This is a genomic window from Ruegeria lacuscaerulensis, from assembly GCF_013033355.1.
GTDB classification, from domain to species: domain Bacteria; phylum Pseudomonadota; class Alphaproteobacteria; order Rhodobacterales; family Rhodobacteraceae; genus Ruegeria; species Ruegeria lacuscaerulensis_A.
Window position 1 is genome coordinate 46,737 of sequence record NZ_WQDY01000002.1, and the last position, 24,766, is coordinate 71,502.

The window sequence follows — 24,766 nt, forward strand, 5'->3', positions numbered from 1 at the left end:
GATACTAAGCCTAATGTCTCTGCGCCGACAAAGCGTTATTGCGCAGCATCACCGCCATTTGCCGCGCAATTGAACACCTCAGAGCTATGAATTAGTTCAGACGGCGGGATGCTGCCAACGCCCCTGCCAGAGCATTTTCAATCTCGCCCGGAAAGCTCCGGCCTTTTTCGTGCAGCCCAGCGGCGACCCATCCCACAGTATGTCCGCGCGCACCGATGTCGTTGGCCCTGACCACCATCGGAGAAGTCTTTTCAACCCGAACCAGCGCCATCGACTCTTCCACATCGCTTTCGGACAGGATCATTTTGACCGCGCTGCATATATCCATAGATACCTGCAGGGTCTGATGCTCAAGCCGATGGACGGATTCGGACAACAACCGGGTGCAGAAGGCAGACAAGAAATACCACCGAAAAATTTTGAAAACCCGCTTCTGGAAATCACCACTCGCCTCCATGTTGCAGGATGCGCTTTGGGAAATCTGTTCGAATGCTGTTTGGGCTGACCGTGCCGCTTCACAAATCTGCGCCTCGCGCTGTTCGACAGGCAAGCCGTGCAAACCCGAGAAAATTGCAGTTTCTTGAGTTTCTAAATTCATTTCGGTCCTCCAGCTTTAACTCCTGAGAAGGACATGGGAAACTTCAAGGCCATTCGAATGTGATTTTCTGCCATAAATTAACAAGTCAGTCTGATTTCTGACTTTACAAAAGTGCCACAACCTCGCACTTAAGGCAAACATGCCTAAGATTAACTTATCTTTAAGGGCCAAACTGTGGCCCATAAGAGGCATTTGAAATGAGGCAGGATGATCGTTTCCGCGCCAAAAAACAGCGCGGAGTTGACATGTTCTGGCAATAGTTACGCCCATATTACGGTTTAAACACAGTCAATCTCGCGGAATTGTTGACCAGTTGGATTTTAACGAGGGGGTACAAGCGGGAACACGGGGGTGAGCGCATGTCCAGCCCACCTCGCCAATTGACAGAGCGGCTCCCCCCGTCACCACAAATCAATCGATCTTGCTTTTCTGCGCATGAGGCGTGACCCCGAAACTTGAGCGATACACCCGCGAAAAATGACCGGGGCTTTCGAAACCACATGCCATGGCAACTTCTGTGACCGAGGCTTCGGTCTGCAGCAACAGCCTTTGCGCCTTTTCCAGCCGCAGTTCCATGAAATACTTCTTAGGTGAGGTGTTTAGGTATTTGCCGAACAAACGCTCCAACTGTCGGGTTGAAATGCCTAGCCCATCGGCGATCTGCGAAGGAGAAATCGGAGACTCGATACAATCGCGCATTATGTGGATCGCCTTGGCCAGATGGGCATTGCGCATCCCGTTGCGCGATTGCAGCGATACGCGTTGTTTAGCGGTCGCATTTCGCACGGCGTTGTAAACCATCTGGTCGGCCACAGCGACAGCCAGCTCTTCGCCGTGATCCCGCTCAATCAGGTGCAGCATCAGGTCCGCAGTCGCTGTGCCTCCGGATGCGGTTATGTGCTTTTCATCCGCCACAAAGACACTACGAACAAGATTCACCTCGGGGAATGCTTCCATAAAGGCGTCATGGTACTCCCAATGGATCGCGGCCTGCATTCCGTCTAGAAACCCCGCCTCGGCCAGCAGCCACGCGCCGGAACACAAGGCACCAATGGCGGTTCCCCTCGCCCGTTCCCGGCGAAGAGTAGCCAAAAGCGAACGGGTGACGTGGTTGCGCATATGAATGCCGGACAAAACGAACAACTGATCCGTCTTTGGCAGATCGCCCAAACCACCATGCACCAGCGTCACAAGTTCGTTCGAGCAAACAGCCCTCTCTCCATCTTCTGAAATTAACGTCCAATCATAAAGCGTCTGCTCACTCACCAGGTTGGCGATCCGCAAGGGTTCGACCGCGCAGGAGAATGCGAGGTGCGAGAATTCCTCGATCAAGATGAAGGTGAGGTGCCGCGTTTTGCGCATGAACAGATCCGGTTTCTATGGGGCGCTATGCTGCACGATTCTTTTCTGTATACAACTTGTATTTTTATAGAATACAGAATGAAAGACCAGACACGAATCGATCAAGAATGGGGCGGACCAGGTGAAAGACGACAGCAAATCCCGCAAAGCGGACCTGACCGAACATCTGAAGGTCGGTATTTTGACCCTGCGCCTGCAGCCTGGAACCGATTTGGATGAGGCACATCTGTCTGATGCGTTCGGCCTGTCCCGCACGCCCCTGCGCGAGGTGTTCCGGCAACTGGCCGGTGAGGGTTATCTGGACCTGCGCACCAACCGATCCGCGCGCGTGTCCGAGATGTCATATACCACCCTACGCGATTTCTTTCTGGCCGCACCGATGGTTTACGGCGCCATCCTGCGGCTGGCTGCGCAGAACGCCACAGGAACGCAGATCGACGCCCTGAAGGATGCGCAGCAGGCGTTCAAGGCGGCTTTGCGTGCTGGGTCCGCCGAAGATCGCGCGCTGGCCAACAACCGGTTCCATGACGTGACCGGCGAGATGTCGGGCAATGTCTACTTGTTGCCCTCGTTCAATCGGCTTTTGATTGACCACGCCCGTATCGGGATGACGTTTTACCGGCCTCAAACAGCCAAAATGACCGAGAACCTGTCCCAGGCCAGCAACCAGCACGACGCCATCATCGCCGCCATCGAGGCGGGCGATGAGGCGGCTGCTGCGCAGCTGGCCGAGGACCACTGGAACCTGTCACGCGATCAGATTGAGCTGTTCGTGATGCCTGACGCGCTGGATGTGCCCATGGGCGCGCCCCTGTCGAAACCTGCATGAGGACGCAATGAACCCGATTTTCAAGTTTGAGGGGATCTATACCCCCGTAGTCACGCCCTACCACGCCGATGGGTCCGTGAATTGGGATGCTCTGGCGCAGGTGATCGAGTTTCTGATCAACCATGGCGTGCATGGGCTGATCTCGGGCGGATCAACGGGTGAGAACTATGCCCAAACGGTCGAAGAACGGCTGGAGCTGGCACGTTTCACGCATCAGCAGTTGAAGGGCCGTCTGCCCTTGGTGGTCGGCACCGGTGCGATGTTGACGGCGGATTCGATTGCGTTGGCCTCGGGCGCGCGAGAGATCGGCGCGGACGCGATCCTGCTGGCCAGCCCACCCTATGCGGTGCCCACCGACCGGGAAAACGCGCTGAACGCGCTGGCCATAGACAAAGCCGCCGACCTGCCCGTCATGCTGTATAACTATCCACACCGCACCGGTACGATGATGGGAGAGGAGTTCCTTGATCGCGTTGGACGCAGCCGCAATTTCTGCGGCATCAAGGAAAGCTCGGGCGATATCAACCGGGTTCATCTGCTGGCGCGCGACTACCCTCATATCCAGCTGGGCTGCGGCATGGATGACCAGGCACTGGAATTCTTCGCCTGGGGTGCGCCCTTCTGGGTCTGCGGCGGATCGAATTTTCTGCCTGCCGAGCATGTGGCTCTGTATCAAGCCTGCGTGGTCGAAGGCGATTTCGCCAAAGGTCGCCGGATAATGTCAGCGATGATGCCCCTGATGCGGGTGCTGGAACAGGGCGGCAAGTTCATCCAGACAATCAAGCACGGCGTCACAATGAACGGGATTGATGCGGGGGGGATGCGGCCTCCGCTGAAAGGTTTGAACAAGGATGACAAGCGCGCGCTGGAACAGGTGACGCGCGTTTTGAAAAAGACAATCGCTGACATTGTGGCGGAGGGATAAAGCATGGAACTGCTGACACAGGACGAATACACATCCATCGCCGCAGGGCTGGACCTGCCCACCGGTGCGTTCATCGACGGCAGCTATCGCCCCGCGATCTCGGGCCAGACGTTTGAGACGGTGAACCCCGCGACCGGCGCGAAACTGACAGATATCGCCGCCTGTGGTCCGGCGGATGTGGACTTTGCCGTCGAAAAGGCGCGTGAGGCGTTTGACGATGGCCGTTGGTCGAAACTCCACCCGTCCGAACGCAAGGACGTGCTGATCCGCCTGTGCAAGCTGATGACCCGAAATGCCCGCGAGCTGGCGGTGATGGAGAGCATCGACAGCGGTAAGACCATCTATGACTGCGAAACCGTGGACTTGCCCGAGACGATCCACTGCCTGAAATGGCACGCCGAAGCAATCGACAAGATTTACGATCAGGTCTCACCCGCCAGCGACGATCACATCGCCATGGTGGTGCGTGAACCGATTGGCGTCGTGGGTCTGGTGCTGCCGTGGAACTTCCCCTTGCTGATGCTGGCGTGGAAGATCGGGCCTGCCTTGGCGGCGGGTTGTTCAGTGGTGGTGAAACCGGCGGCTGAAACAACGCTGACCGCCCTGCGTCTGGCCGAACTTGCGATGGAGGCCGGTCTGCCGCGCGGTGTGCTGAACATCGTTCCGGGTGGCGGCGCGGAAGTGGGAGAGCCCATCGGGCGGCATATGGATATCGACATGGTGTCTTTCACCGGCTCCACCGTTACTGGCAAGCGGTTCCTGACCTATTCGGCGGAAAGCAACGCCAAAGAAGTCGTGCTTGAGATGGGCGGCAAGAACCCCGCCATCGTGATGGATGATGCCGAGAATCTCGACCGTGTGGCCGCGCATATCGTCAATGGCGCGTTCTGGAATATGGGCGAGAATTGCTCGGCCTCGTCCCGCCTGATCGTGCATAAGGACGTGAAAGCCGAGTTGCTGGAACGGATCGCCCATCACGCGAAACAGTGGAATATCGGCGACCCTCTTAACCCGGAGACCCGCATGGGCGCGCTGGTCAGCGAGGCGCATTTCACCAAGGTCTGCGGTTATCTGGAACAGGCCGAGAATATCGTGATCGGCGGAACCGCCAAAGACGGGTTTGTTGAGGCCACGGTGGTCGAGGTTCCCGGCAACGACGCGGTGCTGGCGCGCGAAGAGATCTTCGGCCCGATTCTATCCGTGATCGAGGTGTCCAGTTTCGATGAGGCCATCAAGATCGCCAATGACACCGAGTATGGTCTGTGCGCCTCGATCTTTACGGCCAATGTCAAACGCGCCATTCGCGGCGCACGGGCCATCCGGGCCGGTACGGTCACGGTGAACAGCTTTGGCGAGGGCGACATCACCACGCCTTTCGGCGGCCACAAGCAATCGGGCTTTGGCGGGCGCGACAATTCCGTTCACGCGCATGATCAATACACCCAGCTGAAAACCATATGGATTGATCTGGCAGACGACGCGGATGAGGCGGTGGATTGAGCAGCTACACCGCCCGCACCCTGCCCCGGCACCGTGGGCCTGCGGCGTGGAGCGTCCTTCTGGGCGATCCTCCACCCGCGCGGGAACTGGACACCCAAATTACCGCCGATTTCACCATCATCGGCGCCGGGTTTGCCGGGTTGTCAGCGGCGCGGCGGCTGACCCAATTGCAGCCCGACGCCAAGATCGTGGTGCTGGAAGCCGGGCGTGTCGCCGAGGGGGCTGCGGGGCGGAACTCGGGCTTTATGATCGACCTGCCGCATGATCTGGCCTCGGATGATTATGCGGGCGCGGGCGATGACCGGACGATGATCGCGCTGAACCGGCAGGCCATCGGTTTTGCGCGTGAGGCCGTCGCGCAATACCAAATCGACCCGAACTATTTCGACCCGGCGGGCAAGGTAAACGGCGCGGTCAGCGCAGCTGGTAACGCGCACAATGAAAGCTACGCGCAGCATCTGGCCTCACTAGGCGAGACCAGTGAAATGCTGGACCCACAGCAGATGCATGAGTTGACCGGGTCTCGCCACTATCGCTCGGGGCTGTACACGCCGGGGACGGCGATGCTGCAACCGGCGGGCTATGTGCGCGGCTTGGCGGCGGGGCTGGTCGGAGATGGGGTCGCGGTGTTTGAAAACTCAGCCGTCACCGGGTTCGCGAAGCAGGGCAGCGCGTGGCAGGTGCAAACGGCCCGCGGGTCGGTCAGCACGGGCACGGTGATCCTGACGGTGAACGGGCATCTGGAAAGCTTCGGGATCGAGACCGACCGGCTGATGCAACTGTTCCTGTTTGCCGCCATGACGCCCGAGTTGGACGCCGAGCAGATGGCCCATATCGGCGGGCAGTCACGCTGGGGTGTAACACCGTCCGACCCGATGGGAACGACGATGCGTAGGATTGATAGCGGTCAGGGCGGCAACCGGATCGTTACCCGCACCTGCGCCGCGCTGCGCCCCGGTATGGCGGTGAAAGCGCGCGATCTTAACCGGGCCGCCCGCGTCATGCAACGCAAGTTCGATCAGCGCTTTCCGCAGTTGGCGGGTCTGCAAATGCAATACCAATGGGCGGGCCATCTGTGCTTGAGCCTGAACGGCGTCTCGGTCGCGCGGCAGATCGAACCCGGTGTCTTCTCGGGCTGCGTTCAGAACGGGCTGGGCACCGCGCGCGGCACGTTGACGGGTATCGCTGCGGCGGAACGTGCTTGCGGACATCAATCCGACATCACCCGCCATTTTGAGGAGGAACAACCGCCAAAACGCCTGCCTCCACAGCCTTTTCGCGAGCTTGGAGCGAATGTGGTACTGCGCTGGAAGGAGTGGCGGGCGCGGGATGAATAATCAGGGCAAGCTGAGCTTGGCCATACGCCCGCCGTCAACCGTATAGACCTGCCCGGTGATGAAACTGGCCTCGTCCGACGCCAGAAACGCGACCAAAGCCGCCACCTCGGCGGGTTGGCCGGTACGGGCGACGGGATGGATGCGTTTGATATCCTCGGAAAACCCCTCGGGGTCCGGCATCGAGGCGATGAATTCCACGTTCAGTTCTGTGTCGATCCAACCGGGTGCAACTGCATTACAGCGAATGCCCTCGGCCCCGTGATCCACGGCAACGGCGCGGGTCAAACCATGCAGCCCGGCCTTGGAGGCGCCATAGGCGGCGTGGCCAGGATTGCTGCCCAAACCCTCGATCGAGCCGATATTGACGATGCTGCCCCCTTCCTTTCGCAAATGCGGCAGCGCGGCTTTGATCAGCAGAAACGGCGCGGTCAGATTGACGGTCAGAGTGCGCTGCCAATCCTCAAGGCTCATTTCGTCAACGCGGGCCTCCTGCATCATGCCTGCATTGTTGATCAGGATATCCAGCCGCCCCGCCCTGTCGACGACCTGATCGACCACGGCTTTCGGGCCGTTGGGATCGCTGAAATCGACCTCGATCCCATTGGCATCCGCACCGCGCTGCGCGGTGAACACCTGCGCGCCCTCATCCCGCAAACGCTGAGCAATGGCACGCCCGATCCCGCTGCGCCCGCCTGTCACCAAGGCGGTTTTTCCTTCAAATCGGGTCATGCGACGGGTTTGCCTCCGTTCACTTCCAACAAGGCCCCGCAGATATACCGCGCCGCGTCCGAGACCAGAAACATCACCACATCCGCAATGTCCTCGGGTTCGGCAATTCGACCGAGCGGGACGGTCTGGCCCAACTCGGCAACTGCGCTGTCGGGATCGAATCCGCGTTTTTCAAAGCCCGAGCGCAACATAGGCGTGTTCACCTCATTCGGACAAACTGCGTTGATACGTATACCCTGATGGGCGTGATCCATCCCCATACATTGCGTCAGCGAGGCAATGGCGGCCTTGGTCATGCAATAAACGGCATGTTTCGGGCCGGGGCGCAGGCCCCAGCAAGACGCAGTGTTTACGATGGCCCCGCCCCCCGCTGCAGCCATGATCGGAATGGCAGCACGGCAGATGCGGAACGGGGCCTCGACATTCACGCCCAGCGACAGCACCCAGTCCGGGTCCGTCGTCTCGGTCACGGCCCCGCGCGTGATGACACCTGCGTTATTGATCACGATGTCCAACCCGCCCAGCGCATCCGAGGCGGCGTGCGGCAGCGTGTCGGCATAAGATTCGTCAAGCAGGTCTCCGGGCAAGTGGGCGTCGGCAGCGATCCCGGCCACGTCGCGGTCAGCCACGGCAACCTGTGCCCCGGCGGCGCGCAAGCGTTGCACGATGGCGGCTCCGATCCCGCCTGCGGCCCCGGTCACAAGGGCGGTTTTTCCTGTCAGGTCCATAGTACCTCTGGTTTGAAAAAGCCCGCCCGAGGGGACGGGCGGGCAAGTTTCGGGAGAGATGATTTCAGTAGCTTTGATTCAACTCGTCAGCGGCCGGGATTTCGCGTTCGCGCCGGGCGATATAGTCCAACAGGGCCTCATCCTTCGCCTCGTCCAGTTTCGGTTCCTGATATTCGTCCAGCAGAGTTTTGGCGCGATTCAGGGCGCGTTCCGTAACCTCGATGCTGCCTTCGGCCTGCCACTGCTCGATCGAGTTGTTGTCGAACAGTTCGGGCATGAAAAAGGCGCTTTGAAAATTGTCCTGCGTGTGCGGGTGGCCGAGGTAATGCCCGCCGGGGCCAACATCCGGCACAGCCGCCAAAGCCTGATCGAAATCACCCCATTTCGGCCCCTCGGCCATACGATAGGCCATGGCGCATTGTTCGGCATCGACGATGAACTTGGCCACGGAACAGTGCATCCCGGCCTCATTCCAGCCCGCCGAATGCCAGATATAGTTGGCCCCCGCATGGATCACCGCCTGCAAGGTAGTGGCGGATTCGTATCCGGCCTGCGCGTCAAAGGTCTTGGCCCCGCCCAGTGTGTTCGAGGTCCGCCACGGCACCCCGTAATGCCGCGCCATCTGGCCGATCATGAAATTCATCAGGCTGATCTCGGGTGTGCCCGCCATCGGCGCGCCGGATTTCATCGAAACGGTTGACAGGTAATGCCCGTAGATCGCGGGTGCGCCCTTGCGAATGACCTGCGTATAAGCCAGCGCGCTTAACGCCTCGGCGTTCAACTGCGCCACAGTGGCGGGAACGCTGGCAGGCGTGTTTGCGCCGCCCAAGACGAAGGGCGAACACAGAACCGGCTGATTGCGACGGCAAAACGCCCGCATCGCGCCCAGCATCGTCTCATCCCAGACCAGTGGCGAGTTGCCGTTGCAATTACCGGTCGTGACGGGGTGATCCTCTAGGTAGTCTTCGCCGAACAGAATGGCGCACATCTCCATCACGTCCTCGGCGTTTTTGGGGCTGGTGGTCATGCCCATGAAAGTCTTGTCGGAATGTTTCATCGACGAATAGGTGATCCGCAGATGGCGCTGGCTGATCGGGTGGTCATAGGGTTCGACGATGTGGTGCGCGCTGGAATGCAACGCAGGCAGCATATGCGACAACTTGTGAAACATCGCCAGATCATCCAGCGTCGGATTGCGGCGCACATCATCGAGATCGCGCAAAAACGGCGCCCCGGTCATTGGCACAAAGATCGAATGCGGTCCGCCCAAGCGCACATTCTTTTGCGGATCGCGCGCGTGATAGGTGAAATCGCTTGGGATCGAGGAAATCAGTTGACGCACCAACCCGCGGTCCAGATAGACCAGCTCTCCTTCGACCTTGGCCCCAACCCGTTTCCAATCCTCTAACGCGATAGGGTCTCGAAACTGAACACCCACATTTTCCAGAATGTCCATCGAGGCCGCATCGATACGGTCTACTTGCGCACCATCCATAACTTCGCACAAAGGAATGCCTCGGGTCAGGCCAGGCAGCATGTCAAAGTTCGGCGCGGTGCGCAGGGCGCGGCGGGCCTGACGGCCTCCGGCGCGGGTTGCGGTGCGAATGTTCATTGGGCAGTCCTCCGATCTTGTGGTCCAGATTGAGGGATTCGGAGGCGTCCTACGTCACTGATTGCGAAACCTGTTTGCAGGAAACGACACAGATGCCTGCTTTGAATACCGTCACCCCGGGCGTCCGTGCGGGGCCGCAAGCCGGTTGATCTCTTTGTCCAATCGCTTTCAAAAAACCTGAGAACACTGGTTTTCTTGCACGGATACCCCGATATTGACATGAACCAAACTCATGCGAATGCATCACCCAAGGTCCCTGCGATTATGTCCAGACGTCACTACAACCTACCCCCGCTGACAACGCTTGCCGCATTCGAAGCCGCCGCGCGGCATCTGAGTTTCAAGAATGCGGCCGAAGAGTTATCGGTGACGCCCGGTGCTGTCAGTCACCAGATCAAGGCGTTGGAAGGCGATTTGGAAACGGCCCTTTTCCAACGCAAGCATCGCGGGGTTGAACTGACAGAAGACGGAAAAGCCTTGTTCGAGGCACTGTCATCTTCATTTTCCAACATCTCAAAGACTCTGGCCACAATTCGTGGTCGCGTGTCGGTGGGTAAGGTCACTGTCGGATCCACGACCGCCGTAGCAGCCCTGTGGCTGTCGCCGGCTGTGATCCGATTCTGGCGCGAGATGCCCGAGGTCAACGTAGATCAAATTGCGCAGGACAGACCATTCCGTGACCGGCCGGATATCGACTTTTTCATACGCTATGGTCGCGATAGTGACCCGAGCCTATCGCATACACCATTGTTTCGCGACCACTTGACCCCCGTGGCAAGCCCTGAACTGGCCCGGCAACTGATCGGCGCCGATCTGCAACAGCTTGCTGCGCAGCGCCTGATTCATCTTGAATCGGATGACCGCAGTTGGACCACGTGGCCCGAATGGTTCCAGCAGCTTGGCTACCCCGGTAAGATCCCGATCGTATCCCGCGTGAACAGCTATTCGGTCGCGTTGCAGCTGGCGCGCAAAGGGGCGGGCCTGGTGCTTGGTTGGCAGCGCCTTATTCAACCCATGCTGCAATCGGGAAAACTGGTGACCCTTGGGCCGCATCAACTGACCGCGCCTAACCAATTCTACCTTGTAGGGCGGCCGGATGACGAACTGTCTGAAAGCGCGCGCGCGTTGAAAAACTGGATCCTTCAAGAGGTACGGGATGGTTCGGTTTAGGTGAAGTCACCCAGTGATGAGGTTTTCTGGTATTGAGAAAAGGCAGCCCCTTCCGCCAAAACGGATGAAACGCATCCAGCAATACCCTCAGGAGAGCCCGATGAATAAATATAGCCCGCTGTCCTCGGTTCTGGCCGATGTGAATGTGGCCAACGGTCTGCCGAACGAGCATTACATCGACCCGGTCGTCTTTGCCGAGGAACGTAAGTCCGTCTTATATGCGAACTGGTCAGGGATCGGGTTCGGCAAGGACGTTCCCGAGGAAGGCGATGCCAAACCGGTCGATTTTCTGGGCATGCCCCTGTTAATCGTGCGCGACCGGGATGGTGAAATCGGTGTATTCCAGAACACATGTCGCCACAGGGGCATGATACTGGTCGACACCCCCCGCAAGATCGGCGGCGCGATCCGCTGCCCCTACCACAGCTGGTGCTACAGCCTGAAAGGTGAGCTACGCGCGACCCCTCATGTGGGCGGCCCCGGCCACAACACACACAAGGATGTTGACCGCAAAGATCTGGGTCTTGTCCGGGTCCGCTCGTATGTCTGGCGCGACGTGATTTTTGTAAACGTGGACGGCAACGCCCCCGCATTCGAGGACGCCCACGCCGCGCTAATGGACCGTTGGAAAGAGTTCGACAAACCGGTGCATCACGGTGGCGAGACCTCTTCGTTCAAGCTTGAGGTCAAGACCAACTGGAAGCTGGCAGTCGAAAACTATTGCGAAAGCTATCACCTGCCTTGGGTCCACCCCGGCCTGAATAGCTATTCCCGATTGGAAGACCATTACAGTATCGAAGAGCGCGGGCATTACTCGGGTCAGGGCACATTGGTCTATCGACAGCTGACCGACCAAGACGGCGCTACCTTTGATGATTTTGACGGCCTGAGCGACAAATGGAATGAGGGCGCGGAATATGTGGCGCTGTACCCGAATGTCCTGCTGGGCGTGCAGCGAGACCACGCCTTCGCAATTGTGCTGGAGCCGGTTGACCAGGAAAACACGGTCGAACACATCGAGCTTTACTATGCGAAAAGCATCGACGAGACACCGCAGCACGACGGCTTGCGCGCCTCGAATGCGCAGCTGTGGAAGACCGTATTCGAAGAAGACGTCTTTGTAGTCGAAGGGATGCAGAAAGGCCGCCACGGAGTGTTGTTCGACGGCGGTCGTTTTTCGCCCGCGATGGACGGCCCGACCCATAACTTCCACCATTGGGTTGCCTCGCAGATCGAAAATGGTCGCGCAGAGTAAGATAGCGGGCTGGTCGGCTTTTTGCTGATCGGCCCTGACGGAGACCCGATGGACAAGACCGATCTGGATCGCCTGCTGCTTGAGGCCCATGATCACAACGATCATGGCGCCCTCATTCGCTATTACACGATGGCCGCAGACGAACGCGAAGCGGTGCAGGATATCGACGCGGCCTGTTTCTATCTGACCCATGCCTTTGTGTTCGCTCTGGAATCCGGCGCGCCTGAGGCAGAGCCCTTGAACGCACGACTGGCCGCCTACGGGCGCGCTCATCGGTTGGAATTCTGAGATTAGCGTCAGGTTAAACTCGCTCAACTCAACTTGAAATTTATGTCCGTTGTCCGCGCAACACCCTTGGTGACACAAAGCGCGAAGAACCCAACTTGGATATGGCAGGCTCATGAAAACGAATGCACAGGCGGTGGTAATTGGCGGCGGGGTGATCGGGTGTTCTATCCTGTATCATCTGACCAAATTGGGGTGGTCAGATGTGGTGCTGCTGGAACGGGACGAGTTGACCTCGGGCTCAACCTGGCACGCGGCGGCGAATATCCACGGGCTGCATGACAGCACCAATATCAGCCGCATTCAGCACTATACCATGACCCTGTACAAAGAGCTTGAGGCCGAAACAGGCCAGAGCTGCGGCGTGTTCCAGCCCGGCTCGCTCTATCTGGCGCAGACCCAAGAGCGCGAGCATCAGCTTCGCCTGCAGGCGGCCAAGGCCAAGCTCTATGGCATGAATTTCTATGAGATAAGTATTGAAGAGGCCCAACGCCTGAACCCTCTGGTCAACTATGACGGCATCCGCTGCGTGATGTTCGAACCCGATGGCGGCAATGTGGACCCGTCGGGCGTGACCAATGCCTATGCGGTGGGCGCGCGCCAGCGCGGGGCCGAGATTCATCGTTTCACTCCGGTTACGGCAACCGATCAGCAAGAGGATGGCAGCTGGATCGTGCGCACCCCCAAGGGTGACATCAAAACGCCCTGGGTGGTGAATGCCGCCGGTCTGTGGGGCCGCGAAGTGGCGCGGCTGGCGGGAATCGAGCTGCCTCTGCAGCCCACCGAACACCAGTATTTTGTGACCGAGGCAATGGCAGATGTGCAGGCGCATGGCACCCGCCTGCCCTCGGTCAGTGACCGGGACGGCGAATATTACCTGCGGCAAGAGGGCAACGGCCTGTTGGTCGGGGCCTATGAGAAAGACATGAAGTTCTGGGCCGAGGACGGCACGCCGCTGGATTTTGCCCATGACCTGTTCCCCGACGATCTTGAGCGGATCGAAGAGAACATGATGAACGCCATCGAGCGCCTACCTGCCGTAGGTGAGGCCGGGATCAAGCGTGTCATCAACGGCCCGATGATCTGGTCGCCGGATTCGAATGTCTTGATGGGGCCGGCGCCCGAGGTGGACGGTTATTTCTGCTGCAACGGCATCATCCCCGGCTTTTCTCAATCCGGTGGCATGGGCTTGATGGCGGCACAGTGGATCATCGAAGGCGAAACCCAATACGACATGTTCGCCTGGGATATGGCCCGCTTTGACACCTGGGCCACAAAGGAATTCACCAAAGCCAAGGTGCAGGACCAATACGCCCACCGCTTTGCGATTCACTTCCCGAACGAGGAGCGCGGCGCTGGCCGCCCTGCCCGCGTGCGCCCGATCTATGAGACCCAAAAAGCCATGGGTGCGGTCTTTGGCCTGAACGTCGGCTGGGAGCATCCGCTGTGGTTCGCGGATGAGTCGGGCACGGTGGATACCAACGGCTTTACCCGCCAGAACTGGTGGGCCCCTGTGGGCGAAGAATGCAAGATGTTACGCGACCGAGCAGGCATTATCGACATCTCGAACTTTGCCAAATACGTCTGCAAAGGGCCGGGTGCCGAGGACTGGTTGAATGCGGTCTTCGCCAACACCATGCCCAAGGCGGTTGGCCGGTCTTGCTTGACGCCGCTGATCTCGAAACGCGGCGGCATTGCCGGGGACTTTACTATCACCCGCGTGGCCGAGGATGAATTCTGGATCATCGGCTCGGGCATGGCCGAGCGGTATCACAAACGCTTCTTCAAGCAGGTTCCGCTGCCCGAAGGCACCACATTCGAAAGCCACACCGAAGCCATGTGCGGCTTCAACGTCGCCGGTCCGAAATCGCGTGAGATCCTGCAACGCCTGACCAACACGTCGCTGGCAACCGAGGACTTCCCGTTCATGCGGTCCGCGATGATCGAGCTTGCAGGCGTCGAAGTTCTGGCCCTCCGCGTGTCCTTCACCGGCGATCTGGGGTGGGAGTTGCATTGCAAGACCGAAGATCAGGCGCAGCTATATGAGGCACTGCTGGAAGCTGGCAAAGAATTCGGTGCAGGCCCCGTGGGCAGTCGCGCACTGATGTCGCTGCGGGTCGAAAAAGGCTATGGGTCATGGAGCCGCGAATACAGCCCCGAATACTGGCCGCACGAAGTTGGGCTGGATCGTTTGTGCAAGTTCGACAAAGACTTCCTGAACAAAGAGGCCGCGCAAAAGGTTCTTGAAAACCCTGCCCGAGAGCAGCTGGTCCTGCTGCATCTGGGTGAGGCCGAAGTGACCGCGTCCAACGCCGACGCGACCGGCGGTGAGCCGATCTTCAAAGACGGTGAAGGCATCGGTCGTGTAACGTCGGGCACCTATGGGTACACGGTCGGCATGTCACTGGCGCTTGGGTATGTCAAAAACGCTCAACCCGGTGATGAGGTCGAAGTGATGGTGCTGGGCCACCCGCACAAGGCCACCATCCTGCAAGAACCTCCGTTCGATGCAAAAGGTGAAAAACTGCGCGCCTGATCGAACCGTGATCTACCTCTGACCCTACGAGACCCTATCCACGCGCCCTGCCCTGCCTATATCCTTCACATACCATCTGGATCGTTTTGGGAGGGGCGGGGCGCGTGGAACACAAGACCGACATGCTGATTATTGGTGCCGGGTTCTCGGGGCTGATCATGGCGATTGAGGCCCGTAAGCGTGGGATTACCGATATCGCGATCCTTGAAAAAGCGGGCGATATCGGCGGCACGTGGCGTGAAAACACCTATCCCGGCGTTGCCTGCGATGTGCCTTCGCATCTTTATTCAATGGCCACTCATCTGAACCCCGACTGGAGCCGCGCGTATGCAGGCGGGGCGGAAATCCAGGCTTATCTGCGTAAAGTCGCACAAGACGAAAGCTTGTACGATCTGTGCCATTTTCATCAACAGCTTAAGTCCGCGCGGTGGGACGGAGCCCAATGGCAGGTTGAAACCGAAGACGGGCAGCATTGGTCGTCGCGGATACTGGTTTCCGCCATAGGCGCACTGCACGTGCCCAGCATTCCAGGCATCCCCGGCGCGGACAGTTTTACCGGGCCAAGTTTCCACTCTGCCCAGTGGAATCACGACGTCTCTTTGTCGGGTAAACGTATCGCGGTGATCGGCACCGGAGCCTCCGCAGTCCAATTCGTCCCCGAGATCGCGAAAATGGCGGGGCATGTCACAATCTACCAACGCAGCGCCCCATATGTTCTGCCGCGCCCGGATGGCCCAATCGCGCCGTGGGTCCGCAGGCTGTACCAGCGTGTTCCCATGTTACCGAAATTGCGCCGAAAGCTGATCTACATGGTATTCGAATACCGCCACCGGGTTTTTCGCGGAGAAAAAGGCGCTGTGAACTTTGCCATGAAGATGTGGCGCTCTGCCATGGAAAAGGCGATCAGTGACCCGGACGAGCGCGCCAAGCTTACGCCCGATTACCAAATTGGCTGCAAGCGTATCCTCAGCTCGAACGACTGGTATCCAACTCTTGCGCGTTCCAACGTGTCTGTTGTGCCGCAGGGCGTGACCTCAATCGAGGGCGATCAGATCACAGCTGCGGATGGGTCCCAATCACAGGCCGATATACTGATCTGGGGCACCGGATTTCACGTCACCGATATGATCGAGTACCTGAATATCTCGGGCGACGACGGTGTAAGCCTACGCGACGCATGGGCTGACGGAATGAAAGCCAATCTGGGTACTGCGATTGCAGGCTTCCCGAACTTCTTCATTCTGCTTGGGCCCCATACGGGATTGGGGCACAATTCTGTGGTGCTGATGATAGAAGCGCAGGTTCGCCATATCGGCCGTGTTTTGGACGAAATGCAGCGCGACGGTCTGCAGGTTGTAACGCCCGACCCCAAAAAACAGGCGGCCTTCACCCAAGAAATGCATGACCGGCACACGGACAGCGTTTGGCAGGCTGGCGGATGTACGTCATGGTATCAGGACGCCCAAGGCCGCAACACCACGCTATGGCCCGGCACTGTATCCGAATTTGAAAAGCGTATGGCGCGCTCGGGGTTAGAACATTACCAACCCCTTCCTTCCCAACACGCGGAGAATTGAGATGAACGTAATTCTGATCCTTGTCCTTCTGATCGCCGTATTTTTCGTGGTCATGAATGTCTGGACCCGAAAACTGACCCGCGACGGGCTTGTCCGTGTTCCTCAACTGGGTCAGATCACTCCTGTGCGTGGGGGCAATATCCACTATGTCGAAAAAGGCGACCCCTCCAAACAGACGCTTGTGCTGATTCATGGCCTCGGTGGGCAGCTGCAACACTATACCTATGCGATGGTCGACCTGCTGGCCGATGATTACCACGTCCTCGCTGTGGACCGCCCCGGCTGCGGCTACTCGACCCGCGATACTGCTGAACTGGGCCGGCTACCAGAACAGGGCCGCATGATACAGGAGTTTCTGGACACCAAAGGCGTGTCTGATGCAATCCTTGTCGGGCATTCGCTCGGGGGGGCGGTCTCATTGGCCATGGCATTGGACTATCCTGAAAAAACAAAAGCATTGGCCCTGCTGGCCCCGCTGACACAGGTGATGCCCGGGCCGCCCGCCGTGTTTAAACCGCTAGAGATCCGCACCCAATGGCTGCGCACCTTTATCGGCAACACCATTGCCGTTCCAATTGCCGCAAAAACTGCCCCACATACACTTAGCGCGGTGTTTGATCCCGAACCGGCGCCCAGTGATTTTCTCGACCGCGCTGGTGGGGCTTTGGGCCTGCGCGCTTCGGCATTCATAACCGCCTCGCAGGACATTGTCGGCATTGACGAAAGCCTTGAGGGACAAGTGGCCCGCTACGGTGACCTCAAAACCCCCGGAGGCATCCTGTATGGCGCACAGGACGCGATCCTTTCACCCGAGGCACATGGCGCCCCGATGGCTCAATTCGGCCTGTCCGAAGAGCGGCTTGAGGGGCTGGGTCACATGATCCCGATAACCGCACCCGACACCTGCGCCGACTTCATTCGTCGCATCGCCAAAAGCACAGTAGAGGTTGATAACTCCGATACCGGAACGACGTGAGACTGGGTTAAAAAAGAATCTCGCACCGGGGCCATTTCCCTCTTGACCCTCTTGGGCCCCTCGCTTAAATCGCCTCTCACCCATGGCGGAGTAGCTCAGTTGGTTAGAGCAGCGGAATCATAATCCGCGTGTCGGGGGTTCAAGTCCCTCCTCCGCTACCATTTCTTCCCACACGTTTCAGTGTGTCCCGCGCGGAACGAAGAAGGGGTCAATCAACACTGTCTCACTTTCTTTTGCCGGGTCGGCGAGACGCCGCTCTAGCAGCCAGATGACCTGCTCGACAGCCTCGTCAATTGGATTGTTTACTGTGCTGAGGTTAAACATAGGCCAGCCCGCCATTTCAATGTCATCGAAGCCTACAATCGATAAAGATCCCGGAACATCCAAGCCAAGTTCTCGCGCCGCTGTCAGGGCACCGATGGCGCTTGCGTCATTGGCACAAATCAACGTGTCCAGCTGGTGGGCTTCAAGCATCCTCATCGCTGAACGGTATCCTGCTTCAACTGTGAACTCCCCGACCTCTTCTGCCACCAAAGAAAGACCGGCATCCCCTAGCGCTTGCATCACGCCAGCTTTGCGGTCAGCGGAGGACCCAAACCCTGTTGCGCCCGCTATATAGCCAAATCGTTGACGACCGCGATCAACCAAAACCCGAGTCGCTATCTGCATACCTCGCGCGTTTCTGCAGCATACATTGTCTACGCCCAATGCATCTACGATGCGCCCTGATGAGATCATTGGGACGCCGAATTTACTGCATTGCGTCACTACCGACTCAGGCATACTGCCGCCGCGCAGAATCAAAGCGTCCAGCGGGTAGCGGAGCACCTGGTCGATGGCGGAGCCGGCCCGATCATCTTCGCCATCAATCAGGACCGGCCACTTGTTCAAAGCATTCAATCGACCGACCAAGCGATGCACGAATTCCGAGTCATACGCGCTGCGCATATTGCCAATAAACACCGCCACAAGATGCGAGCGTCCGCCCTTCAACCCTGCGGCCAACGCATTTGGTTGATACCCCATATGTGTCGCAATTTCTTGAATTTTCCGCCGCTTACCCGCATCAAGATACGCGCCCGGAGTAAACGCGCGCGACACGGCAGACCGCGAAACCCCGGCAGCGTCAGCGACGGTTTGCGCCGTTACACGGCGGGGCCTTTCGGCAGGTTTACTGTTGTCGTCAGCCACCCCCAAGCTGTCCTCCGTTTCCATATAATTTGTCAATATTGCAATAAATCTTTCACCGAACTGTCACAGGAACTGCGTATGTGACCACGTGTGCACACACTGTGCATTCGCAAGCGGACCGTGTCCGTTTGCTCTGCTTTTTTATGCTGCAAGGGGCACCAGCCCCGCGAACTGGTGTGTTGGCCGCAAGCGCGGGAACCACCAAACCGGAGAGAGACATGACCAACCTGACATTCTGCGCAACCGCTGCGGCTGTCGCGTTTTCCGCGACCGCGGCCTTTGCCGAAACCGAGATCACATGGTGGCACGCCATGGGCGGCCAGCTGGGCGAAACCGTCAATAAACTGGCCGAGGATTTCAACGCCTCGCAAGACGAATACAAGATCACTCCGGTCTATAAAGGCAGCTACGAAGAAACCCTGACTACAGGTATCGCCGCCTTCCGCGCGGGCGAACAGCCCAACGTCATGCAGGTTTTTGACGCCGGTGCCGCGACCGTAATCGGAGCCAAGGGCGCAACCATCCCGGTTCAGGACCTTCTGGCCAACAATGGCGTCGACTTCGACATCAACGACTATATCGCCGGTGTGCGTTATTTCTATGCCGACAGCGACGGCAAGATGATCGGGATGCCCTTCAACTCTTCCACGCCGATCCTGTACTACAACGTGGACGCGCTGGAAGCGGCAGGCGTTACCCCGCCGAAAACCTGGGAAGAGTTCCAGGCGACAACCGCCCCCGCGCTGAAAGACGCAGGCTACATCGCGCTAAGCCAGTCGCACCTGCCCTGGATCTTCACCGAAAACTTCATGTCGCGCCACAACCTGCCGTTTGCGACCAATAACAACGGCTATGACGGCACCGACACGCAGATTTTGGTGAACAATGACGCGATCAAAGCGCATTTCACCGCTGTGTCCGAGTGGAAAGACGACGGTCTGTTCGAATGGTACGGCACCGGCTGGGGCGACAACGCCAAGCCGTTCGAGGAAGGCAAAGTCGCCATGTGGCTGGGTTCTTCGGGCTCGTTCGGCGGCCTGCTGCAGAAAGATCTGCCGTTCGAATTCAGCGCGACCGAGTTGCCCTATTGGGAAGCAGTGACCGCCGAGCCCACACAGACCTTCATCGGTGGTGCCGCTCTGTTTGCCATGTCCGGCCAATCGGACGAGGAGAACAAAGCCACGGCCGAATTCTTCCGCTTCCTGACCGCGCCTGAAACCCAGTATTTCTGGCATCAGGAAACCGGCTATGTGCCGATCACCGAGGCCGCTTATGAAGTTGCCAAGAAAGACGGCCACTATGACCGTTACCCGGCTGCCGAAGTTGGCGTCAACCAGCTGCAAGACAAGGCCGGCGACAACACCAAGGGTTACCGCATGGGCTTTTACGTTCAGATCCGCGACATCATGAACCGCGAATATGGCCGTATCCTGACAGGTGAGACTGACGTGGAAACCGCGTTCAAAACCATCGAAGAGGAAGCCAACGAACTGCTGGCCCGCTTCGCCAAGACCCAGGGCTAAGCACGCGTATCACCCCCCGGGATGGTCGCGCTGTCACGGCGCGGCCATCGCTCTTTTTCTTACTGGACCACTCAATGAAACGTGCGGGCTTCGACAATATCTGGCTGCCTGTGGCGCTACTGCTGCCACAGCTGATGATCATCGCCATCTTTTTTTACTGGCCTGCGGGCTGGGCACTGCAATCCTCATTCTATCTGCAGGACCCTTTCGGGTTTGGCTCGACCTTTGTGGGTGGCGAGAACTACACGTCGCTTGTGGGCAACGACCAGTACAAGCGTGTCGCCGGATTTACGATCATCTACTCGGTTCTGGTGACGTTCTTCTCATTGGCCATTGCGCTGCTGCTGGCGGTCAAGGCCGACAAGGTAATCCGAGGCGCCAAAACATATCGCACGCTGCTGATGTGGGTTTATGCCATCGCGCCGCCGGTCGCCGGCTTCATGGGTATCCTGTTCTTTGATCAAAGCACCGGACCGCTGACCAAGTTCTTTCAGATGTTCGGGTGGGATTTCAAACTGGGCGTGGACTACAACGCAACTGCAACCGCCATGGTCATCGTGGCCGTGTGGAAGCAGATCCCGGTGAACTTCATCTTCTTCCTCTCGGGCCTGCAATCCATCCCCCGATCGGTGCGCGAGGCCACGATGATCGACAACCGATCCGCCACCGGACGGTTCTGGCAGGTGACCTTCCCGCTGCTGGCCCCAACCGCATTTTTCTTGCTGATCATCAACATCACCTACGCCCTGTTCGACACGTTCGGCATCATCGATGCATTGATGAAGGGCGAGCCGGGCAACAACCCGATGACGCTGGTCTACAAGGTTTATCTGGACGGCTTTCGAGGCAACGACCTGGGCGGATCATCGGCGCAATCGGTCATCCTGATGGTGCTGGTTCTTTTGCTGACCGTGTTTCAGTTCCGCCTGGTGGAACGCCGGATACACTATACGTAAGGGCTTTGGACATGGCTGAGACAACACTCGAAACTCCCGTTGAAACCCATCGTCCCCGCCGCATCAAATGGGGCGCGATCGGCGATCACACCGTCCTGATCCTAGGCGCTTTGCTGATGATGATACCACCGCTGCTGGCGCTGACCACGGCCAGCCATGACGCGGTGACGATCCACCGCGAGGGGTTGCAGCTGACGCTGGGCGACAATCTGGGCAAGAACTTCCATGCCGCCATGTTCGAAAAGGGTGGGTTCACCCAGACGGTGGATGGCACGCTGATGCTGATGAATTCCTTCATCCTTGGTATCGGCTTTGCGATGGGCAAGATTATCATCTCGATGATGGCGGCCTATGCCATCGTCTATTTTCGCCTGCGCTTTGCCACGCTGGCCTTCTGGGTGATCTTCACCACCCTGTTACTGCCGCTGGAGGTGCGCATCCTGCCCTCATACGAGGCGATCCAGAAACTGGGCCTGACAAACACCTATACCGGTCTGATCGTACCGCTGATCGCATCCGCAACCGGCACGTTCTTTTTCCGTCAGTTCTTCATGTCCGTCCCTGAGGAGCTGGCCGAGGCCGCCCGGATTGACGGCGCAGGCCCATGGAAGTTCTTTGTCGATATCCTTGTACCGCTTAGCCGGACGATGATCGCTGCGATCTTCATCATCATGTTTGTCTTTGGCTGGAACCAATATCTGTGGCCGACACTGATCACGACGGATGAGAGCTTTTTCACCCTGGTCCGGGGCATCAAACAGATCGTGCTGTCCTACACAGATAGTCAGATCCCAGAACACGGGCAGGCATTGGCACTAGCCATTGTCGCGATGATCCCACCCGTGGCGATCGTCGTCTTTTTCCAAAACTGGTTCGTTAAGGGCCTCACAGAATCCGACAAATAAGGAATACGCGCATGGCTCAGGTTTCATTAGAGGGCATCCGCAAGGTCTATCCCAACGGCTTTCAGGCGGTTCAGACCACAAGCTTCACCATTCAGGACGGCGAGTTTGTCGTGCTGGTCGGCCCCTCGGGTTGTGGCAAATCCACCCTGCTGCGGATGATTGCGGGGTTGGAGGAGATCACCGAAGGTGAACTGAAGATCGGCGACCGGGTGGTCAATGACGTGGATCCGGCGGACCGGGACATCGCGATGGTGTTCCAGAACTATGCGCTATATCCGCATATGACGGTGCGCAAGAATATCGGCTATGGCCTCAAGAATCGCGGCACCCCGGCCTCCGAGATCGCGGCCAAGGTCGAAGACGCAGCCCGGATGCTGAACCTGACCGAGTATCTGGACCGCAAACCAGCGCAGCTGTCGGGCGGTCAGCGTCAGCGCGTCGCCATGGGCCGTGCCGTAGTGCGTGACCCGGCGCTGTTCTTGTTTGATGAACCGTTGTCGAACCTCGACGCTAAGCTGCGCAACCAGATGCGGATCGAGATTAAGGCCCTGCAACGCCGCCTTGGCACCACAGCCGTCTACGTGACCCATGATCAGGTCGAGGCGATGACGATGGCCGACCGGATCATCGTCCTGAACGCGGGCCGGATCGAACAGATCGGCACGCCGTCGGAAATCTACCACAACCCCGCCTCGACCTTCGTGGCCTCGTTCATGGGGGCACCACCGATGAACCTGATCCGGGCTGAAGTCGATCAGAAACAGGTCAAAATAAATGGGTATGACGCGTTAATGGTCGCCTCTGAGGCGTTTAGCGGCCCGATCACAATGGGAATACGCCCCGAAGATGTAGAGCTAGACGCCCAAGGCCAGGTGAAGTTTCACGTCGATATCCTTGAGGAATTGGGCGCTCATCGCCTGCTGCACGGGCGGATCGATGACCAGCCGTTCTCGGTCATGATTGGTAAAGAAGATACAGCCCATACAGGTGAAACACGGATCAAGTTGAAGCCCGAAGCACTGCGCCTGTTCGACAAGGATACGGGGCTGCGACTGTGATTACTCAAACCCTTGCGACGCTACCTGCGGTTTCACCGAACCAGCGGGCCGCAATCCTGTCGGCAGATCGCACGGCGCAAACACACCGTCATTTGCTTGGTGATCTTCCGGCATTGAATGCTGTCCAGGTGGGTGGAACACCTAAGGCAGACCAGTTGCCGTCAGAATTCACGGCCGCCGCCTGGAACGTTGAGCGCTGTTTGTTTCCGGAAGAGACGGCCGCGCATCTGCAAAGTGTCTCTCCTGATGTCGTTCTGTTGTCCGAAGTAGACCACGGCATGGCCCGCACGGCGCAACGGCACACGACCGAGGCAATGGCGAGCGCACTTGGCATGACCTATGCTTTCGGGGTCGAGTTTCACGAGCTTGGTTTGGGCGGAGCAACCGAACGCGCCTATTGCACGGACGCTACCAATTCTCTCGGTTGGCATGGCAACGCGATCTTGTCCTCGGTTCCGTTCGAACGTACGGCGCTTATCCGGCTGGACGATCACGGACACTGGTTCTGCACCGATTCCGGTGCCGCTGACCCAGAGCAGCCAAGAATCGGAGGTCGCATGGCGATCGCTGCGGTGGTTCCATACGGCCGCGGGCTTGTATGCCTGGTGTCCACACATCTGGAAAGCAATGCTGATGCTGCGCATCGTTTCGGTCAATTCCAGAAGCTGTTGCGAGCTATAGACGAATTCGCGCCCGGTCTGCCCGTTCTGATCGGAGGAGACCTGAACACCGGCAATCATATACCCCCCGCCTTTGATTGGAGGGACGAAACCCTGTTCGGATTGGCCGAATCTCAGGGCTATGATTGGGGTTTCACCGCGCCAGGTTTCACCACACGCCCCAGCCTTATCACGCCGCATCCCGAACGTCAGATGAAACTGGACTGGCTGGCTGGTCGGAAACTGACCCCGTTAGAGACAGGTATCGTGACGTCCATATCAAAAGATGGAAAGCCACTCTCGGATCATGACTGCGTCTGGAGTCGCATTACCTTTAAAAACTGAGCCGGGCGAAGTAATTCCTGACGCCCAGCTTGGCCCCGCACTTCAGGAGCTTTGCAAGGATAGACCCGCATCTGCCATATGGATGCTGAAACCTTTAGCGTTGGCAAAAGGGGTAAGAGTTTCCCCAAGGCGCTTCAACACAGCTGCATCCTGACACGCAACTTCATATTTCGCTTCGAACTTCAAATCCAAAACATCACCGGCCACCAAGGTCCCGCGACCTAGCCCGTGACCCGAAAGAACCACACGCGCAGACGTTACTGAACACTCGGCCTCGACCGGAAGGCCCAAAAATCCATGAGGGTCTGACAAATCCGAGATCGCCCGAGCGATCAGCGCGTTGTCGTCTGCAACCCCACTGGCGGAGACGTCCCCTAGCACATCAAAAGTGGCGACTGTCATGGATATCAGAAGGCGGGAACCAGAGTGAACTGCTTCACCACTCGGCTCTCTATCGCGCCACGCTGTTGCCGGACCAGCCTGGCTGAAAAATAAAAACGACAGTGCCGCTAAAACAGTCGAAAAACAAATCCTACGCACAAAAAAACCAATCAACTAACTTTAACTTAAACTGGTAGTACCTCCTACAGGGGCGGCCTTGAAGGTGGAAGCCCACTATATTTGGGGAAGTCTCCACACCCAAATACCTGACAGTAAAACTCAGGTTGACATAGTCGACTAATTCACTCAGTTATCAGGCAGCCGACGCT

General features: G+C 58.3%; 22 protein-coding genes and 1 tRNA gene. 16 read left to right on the forward strand and 7 right to left on the reverse strand.

The features are described 5' to 3' along the window. Nucleotides 1–91: 91 nt before the first annotated feature. Together GOW48_RS03620 and GOW48_RS03625 are read right to left on the reverse strand one after the other, a co-directional pair. The gene (locus GOW48_RS03620) at nt 92–598 is read right to left on the reverse strand and encodes a hypothetical protein (RefSeq protein ID WP_170751481.1); all 507 of its coding nucleotides are present in this window, start codon (nt 596–598) and stop codon (nt 92–94) included. Nucleotides 599–1,009: 411 nt separating this feature from the next. Then, the gene (locus tag GOW48_RS03625) at nt 1,010–1,960 is read right to left on the reverse strand and encodes a GlxA family transcriptional regulator (RefSeq protein ID WP_170751483.1); all 951 of its coding nucleotides are present in this window, start codon (nt 1,958–1,960) and stop codon (nt 1,010–1,012) included. 121 nt (nt 1,961–2,081) lie between these two features. Here GOW48_RS03625 and GOW48_RS03630 point away from each other — a divergent pair, with 121 nt between their 5' ends. Genes GOW48_RS03630 through GOW48_RS03645 form a run of 4 tightly spaced genes read left to right on the forward strand, consistent with a single transcriptional unit; the run spans nt 2,082 to nt 6,551 of the window. Next, the gene (locus tag GOW48_RS03630; RefSeq protein ID WP_170751485.1) at nt 2,082–2,789 is read left to right on the forward strand and encodes a GntR family transcriptional regulator; all 708 of its coding nucleotides are present in this window, start codon (nt 2,082–2,084) and stop codon (nt 2,787–2,789) included. 7 nt (nt 2,790–2,796) lie between these two features. Next, nucleotides 2,797–3,714 carry a dihydrodipicolinate synthase family protein gene (locus tag GOW48_RS03635; RefSeq protein WP_170751487.1) on the forward strand — a complete coding sequence of 306 codons (918 nt, stop codon included), beginning with the start codon at nt 2,797–2,799 and terminating at the stop codon, nt 3,712–3,714. 3 nt (nt 3,715–3,717) lie between these two features. Continuing rightward, the gene (locus GOW48_RS03640; RefSeq protein WP_170751489.1) at nt 3,718–5,214 is read left to right on the forward strand and encodes an aldehyde dehydrogenase; all 1,497 of its coding nucleotides are present in this window, start codon (nt 3,718–3,720) and stop codon (nt 5,212–5,214) included. Continuing rightward, entirely contained in the window at nt 5,211–6,551 is a 1,341-nt protein-coding gene (locus tag GOW48_RS03645) for an NAD(P)/FAD-dependent oxidoreductase (protein ID WP_170751491.1), read from the forward strand. Before GOW48_RS03640 ends, GOW48_RS03645 begins: the two co-directional genes overlap by 4 nt. On the opposite strand, the gene GOW48_RS03650 is transcribed toward GOW48_RS03645, so the two are convergent. The 3 genes from GOW48_RS03650 to GOW48_RS03660 form a co-directional block, all read right to left on the reverse strand. Continuing rightward, nucleotides 6,552–7,280 (reverse strand): SDR family NAD(P)-dependent oxidoreductase, encoded by a 729-nt coding sequence (locus tag GOW48_RS03650; RefSeq protein ID WP_170751493.1) that lies wholly within the window; start codon nt 7,278–7,280, stop codon nt 6,552–6,554. Beyond that, nucleotides 7,277–8,008, reverse strand: coding sequence for an SDR family NAD(P)-dependent oxidoreductase (locus GOW48_RS03655; protein ID WP_170751495.1), 732 nt, complete (start codon nt 8,006–8,008; stop codon nt 7,277–7,279). Before GOW48_RS03655 ends, GOW48_RS03650 begins: the two co-directional genes overlap by 4 nt. A 64-nt stretch (nt 8,009–8,072) precedes the next feature. Beyond that, complete coding sequence (locus GOW48_RS03660) at nt 8,073–9,620, reverse strand: trimethylamine methyltransferase family protein (RefSeq protein WP_170751497.1); 1,548 nt, start codon at nt 9,618–9,620, stop codon at nt 8,073–8,075. A gap of 264 nt (nt 9,621–9,884) precedes the next feature. Between GOW48_RS03660 and GOW48_RS03665 the strand changes: the two genes are divergently transcribed. From GOW48_RS03665 to GOW48_RS03695, 7 genes are all read left to right on the forward strand, one after another. Next, complete coding sequence (locus tag GOW48_RS03665) at nt 9,885–10,790, forward strand: LysR substrate-binding domain-containing protein (RefSeq protein ID WP_170752214.1); 906 nt, start codon at nt 9,885–9,887, stop codon at nt 10,788–10,790. A gap of 100 nt (nt 10,791–10,890) precedes the next feature. Beyond that, entirely contained in the window at nt 10,891–12,045 is a 1,155-nt protein-coding gene (locus GOW48_RS03670) for an aromatic ring-hydroxylating oxygenase subunit alpha (RefSeq protein ID WP_170751498.1), read from the forward strand. Nucleotides 12,046–12,093: 48 nt separating this feature from the next. Then, nucleotides 12,094–12,333 carry a hypothetical protein gene (locus GOW48_RS03675; protein WP_170751500.1) on the forward strand — a complete coding sequence of 80 codons (240 nt, stop codon included), beginning with the start codon at nt 12,094–12,096 and terminating at the stop codon, nt 12,331–12,333. 112 nt (nt 12,334–12,445) lie between these two features. Further along, nucleotides 12,446–14,866 carry a GcvT family protein gene (locus GOW48_RS03680; protein ID WP_170751502.1) on the forward strand — a complete coding sequence of 807 codons (2,421 nt, stop codon included), beginning with the start codon at nt 12,446–12,448 and terminating at the stop codon, nt 14,864–14,866. A 104-nt stretch (nt 14,867–14,970) separates the two neighbouring features. Continuing rightward, nucleotides 14,971–16,443, forward strand: a complete 1,473-nt coding sequence (locus GOW48_RS03685; RefSeq protein ID WP_170751504.1) for a flavin-containing monooxygenase — start codon at nt 14,971–14,973, stop codon at nt 16,441–16,443. A gap of 1 nt (nt 16,444) precedes the next feature. Continuing rightward, a complete protein-coding gene (locus GOW48_RS03690; RefSeq protein ID WP_170751506.1) occupies nt 16,445–17,419 on the forward strand; it encodes an alpha/beta fold hydrolase in 975 nt (324 codons plus the stop codon). An 84-nt stretch (nt 17,420–17,503) separates the two neighbouring features. Then, nucleotides 17,504–17,580: transfer RNA gene (locus tag GOW48_RS03695), tRNA-Met, on the forward strand. Nucleotides 17,581–17,596: 16 nt separating this feature from the next. On the opposite strand, the gene GOW48_RS03700 is transcribed toward GOW48_RS03695, so the two are convergent. Next, nucleotides 17,597–18,610, reverse strand: coding sequence for a LacI family DNA-binding transcriptional regulator (locus GOW48_RS03700; RefSeq protein WP_331251863.1), 1,014 nt, complete (start codon nt 18,608–18,610; stop codon nt 17,597–17,599). A 218-nt stretch (nt 18,611–18,828) separates the two neighbouring features. Here GOW48_RS03700 and GOW48_RS03705 point away from each other — a divergent pair, with 218 nt between their 5' ends. The 5 genes from GOW48_RS03705 (at nt 18,829) to GOW48_RS03725 (ending at nt 24,056) form a co-directional block, all read left to right on the forward strand. Continuing rightward, a complete protein-coding gene (locus tag GOW48_RS03705; protein WP_170751510.1) occupies nt 18,829–20,133 on the forward strand; it encodes an extracellular solute-binding protein in 1,305 nt (434 codons plus the stop codon). Nucleotides 20,134–20,207: 74 nt separating this feature from the next. Then, on the forward strand, nt 20,208–21,089 hold the full coding sequence (locus GOW48_RS03710) for an ABC transporter permease subunit (RefSeq protein WP_170751512.1): 882 nt from the start codon (nt 20,208–20,210) through the stop codon (nt 21,087–21,089). Between the two features lie 11 nt (nt 21,090–21,100). Continuing rightward, on the forward strand, nt 21,101–21,994 hold the full coding sequence (locus GOW48_RS03715; protein ID WP_170751513.1) for an ABC transporter permease subunit: 894 nt from the start codon (nt 21,101–21,103) through the stop codon (nt 21,992–21,994). A gap of 11 nt (nt 21,995–22,005) precedes the next feature. Further along, nucleotides 22,006–23,052, forward strand: coding sequence for a sn-glycerol-3-phosphate ABC transporter ATP-binding protein UgpC (gene ugpC, locus GOW48_RS03720; RefSeq protein WP_170751516.1), 1,047 nt, complete (start codon nt 22,006–22,008; stop codon nt 23,050–23,052). Next, nucleotides 23,049–24,056, forward strand: a complete 1,008-nt coding sequence (locus tag GOW48_RS03725) for an endonuclease/exonuclease/phosphatase family protein (RefSeq protein WP_331251763.1) — start codon at nt 23,049–23,051, stop codon at nt 24,054–24,056. The genes ugpC and GOW48_RS03725 overlap by 4 nt, the downstream gene beginning before the upstream one ends. 42 nt (nt 24,057–24,098) lie before the next feature. On the opposite strand, the gene GOW48_RS03730 is transcribed toward GOW48_RS03725, so the two are convergent. Beyond that, entirely contained in the window at nt 24,099–24,458 is a 360-nt protein-coding gene (locus tag GOW48_RS03730; RefSeq protein ID WP_170751518.1) for a hypothetical protein, read from the reverse strand. Nucleotides 24,459–24,766: the final 308 nt, after the last annotated feature.

Bases quoted from the DNA above. Each gene is read 5' to 3' on its own strand.
- GOW48_RS03620 (WP_170751481.1), bottom strand. From the start codon at position 598: ATGAATTTAGAAACTCAAGAAACTGCAATTTTCTCGGGTTTGCACGGC.
- GOW48_RS03625 (WP_170751483.1), bottom strand. From the start codon at position 1,960: ATGCGCAAAACGCGGCACCTCACCTTCATCTTGATCGAGGAATTCTCG.
- GOW48_RS03635 (WP_170751487.1), top strand. From the start codon at position 2,797: ATGAACCCGATTTTCAAGTTTGAGGGGATCTATACCCCCGTAGTCACG.
- GOW48_RS03640 (WP_170751489.1), top strand. From the start codon at position 3,718: ATGGAACTGCTGACACAGGACGAATACACATCCATCGCCGCAGGGCTG.
- GOW48_RS03650 (WP_170751493.1), bottom strand. From the start codon at position 7,280: ATGACCCGATTTGAAGGAAAAACCGCCTTGGTGACAGGCGGGCGCAGC.
- GOW48_RS03655 (WP_170751495.1), bottom strand. From the start codon at position 8,008: ATGGACCTGACAGGAAAAACCGCCCTTGTGACCGGGGCCGCAGGCGGG.
- GOW48_RS03660 (WP_170751497.1), bottom strand. From the start codon at position 9,620: ATGAACATTCGCACCGCAACCCGCGCCGGAGGCCGTCAGGCCCGCCGC.
- GOW48_RS03665 (WP_170752214.1), top strand. From the start codon at position 9,885: ATGTCCAGACGTCACTACAACCTACCCCCGCTGACAACGCTTGCCGCA.
- GOW48_RS03670 (WP_170751498.1), top strand. From the start codon at position 10,891: ATGAATAAATATAGCCCGCTGTCCTCGGTTCTGGCCGATGTGAATGTG.
- GOW48_RS03675 (WP_170751500.1), top strand. From the start codon at position 12,094: ATGGACAAGACCGATCTGGATCGCCTGCTGCTTGAGGCCCATGATCAC.
- GOW48_RS03680 (WP_170751502.1), top strand. From the start codon at position 12,446: ATGAAAACGAATGCACAGGCGGTGGTAATTGGCGGCGGGGTGATCGGG.
- GOW48_RS03690 (WP_170751506.1), top strand. From the start codon at position 16,445: ATGAACGTAATTCTGATCCTTGTCCTTCTGATCGCCGTATTTTTCGTG.
- GOW48_RS03705 (WP_170751510.1), top strand. From the start codon at position 18,829: ATGACCAACCTGACATTCTGCGCAACCGCTGCGGCTGTCGCGTTTTCC.
- GOW48_RS03710 (WP_170751512.1), top strand. From the start codon at position 20,208: ATGAAACGTGCGGGCTTCGACAATATCTGGCTGCCTGTGGCGCTACTG.
- GOW48_RS03715 (WP_170751513.1), top strand. From the start codon at position 21,101: ATGGCTGAGACAACACTCGAAACTCCCGTTGAAACCCATCGTCCCCGC.
- ugpC (WP_170751516.1), top strand. From the start codon at position 22,006: ATGGCTCAGGTTTCATTAGAGGGCATCCGCAAGGTCTATCCCAACGGC.
- GOW48_RS03730 (WP_170751518.1), bottom strand. From the start codon at position 24,458: ATGACAGTCGCCACTTTTGATGTGCTAGGGGACGTCTCCGCCAGTGGG.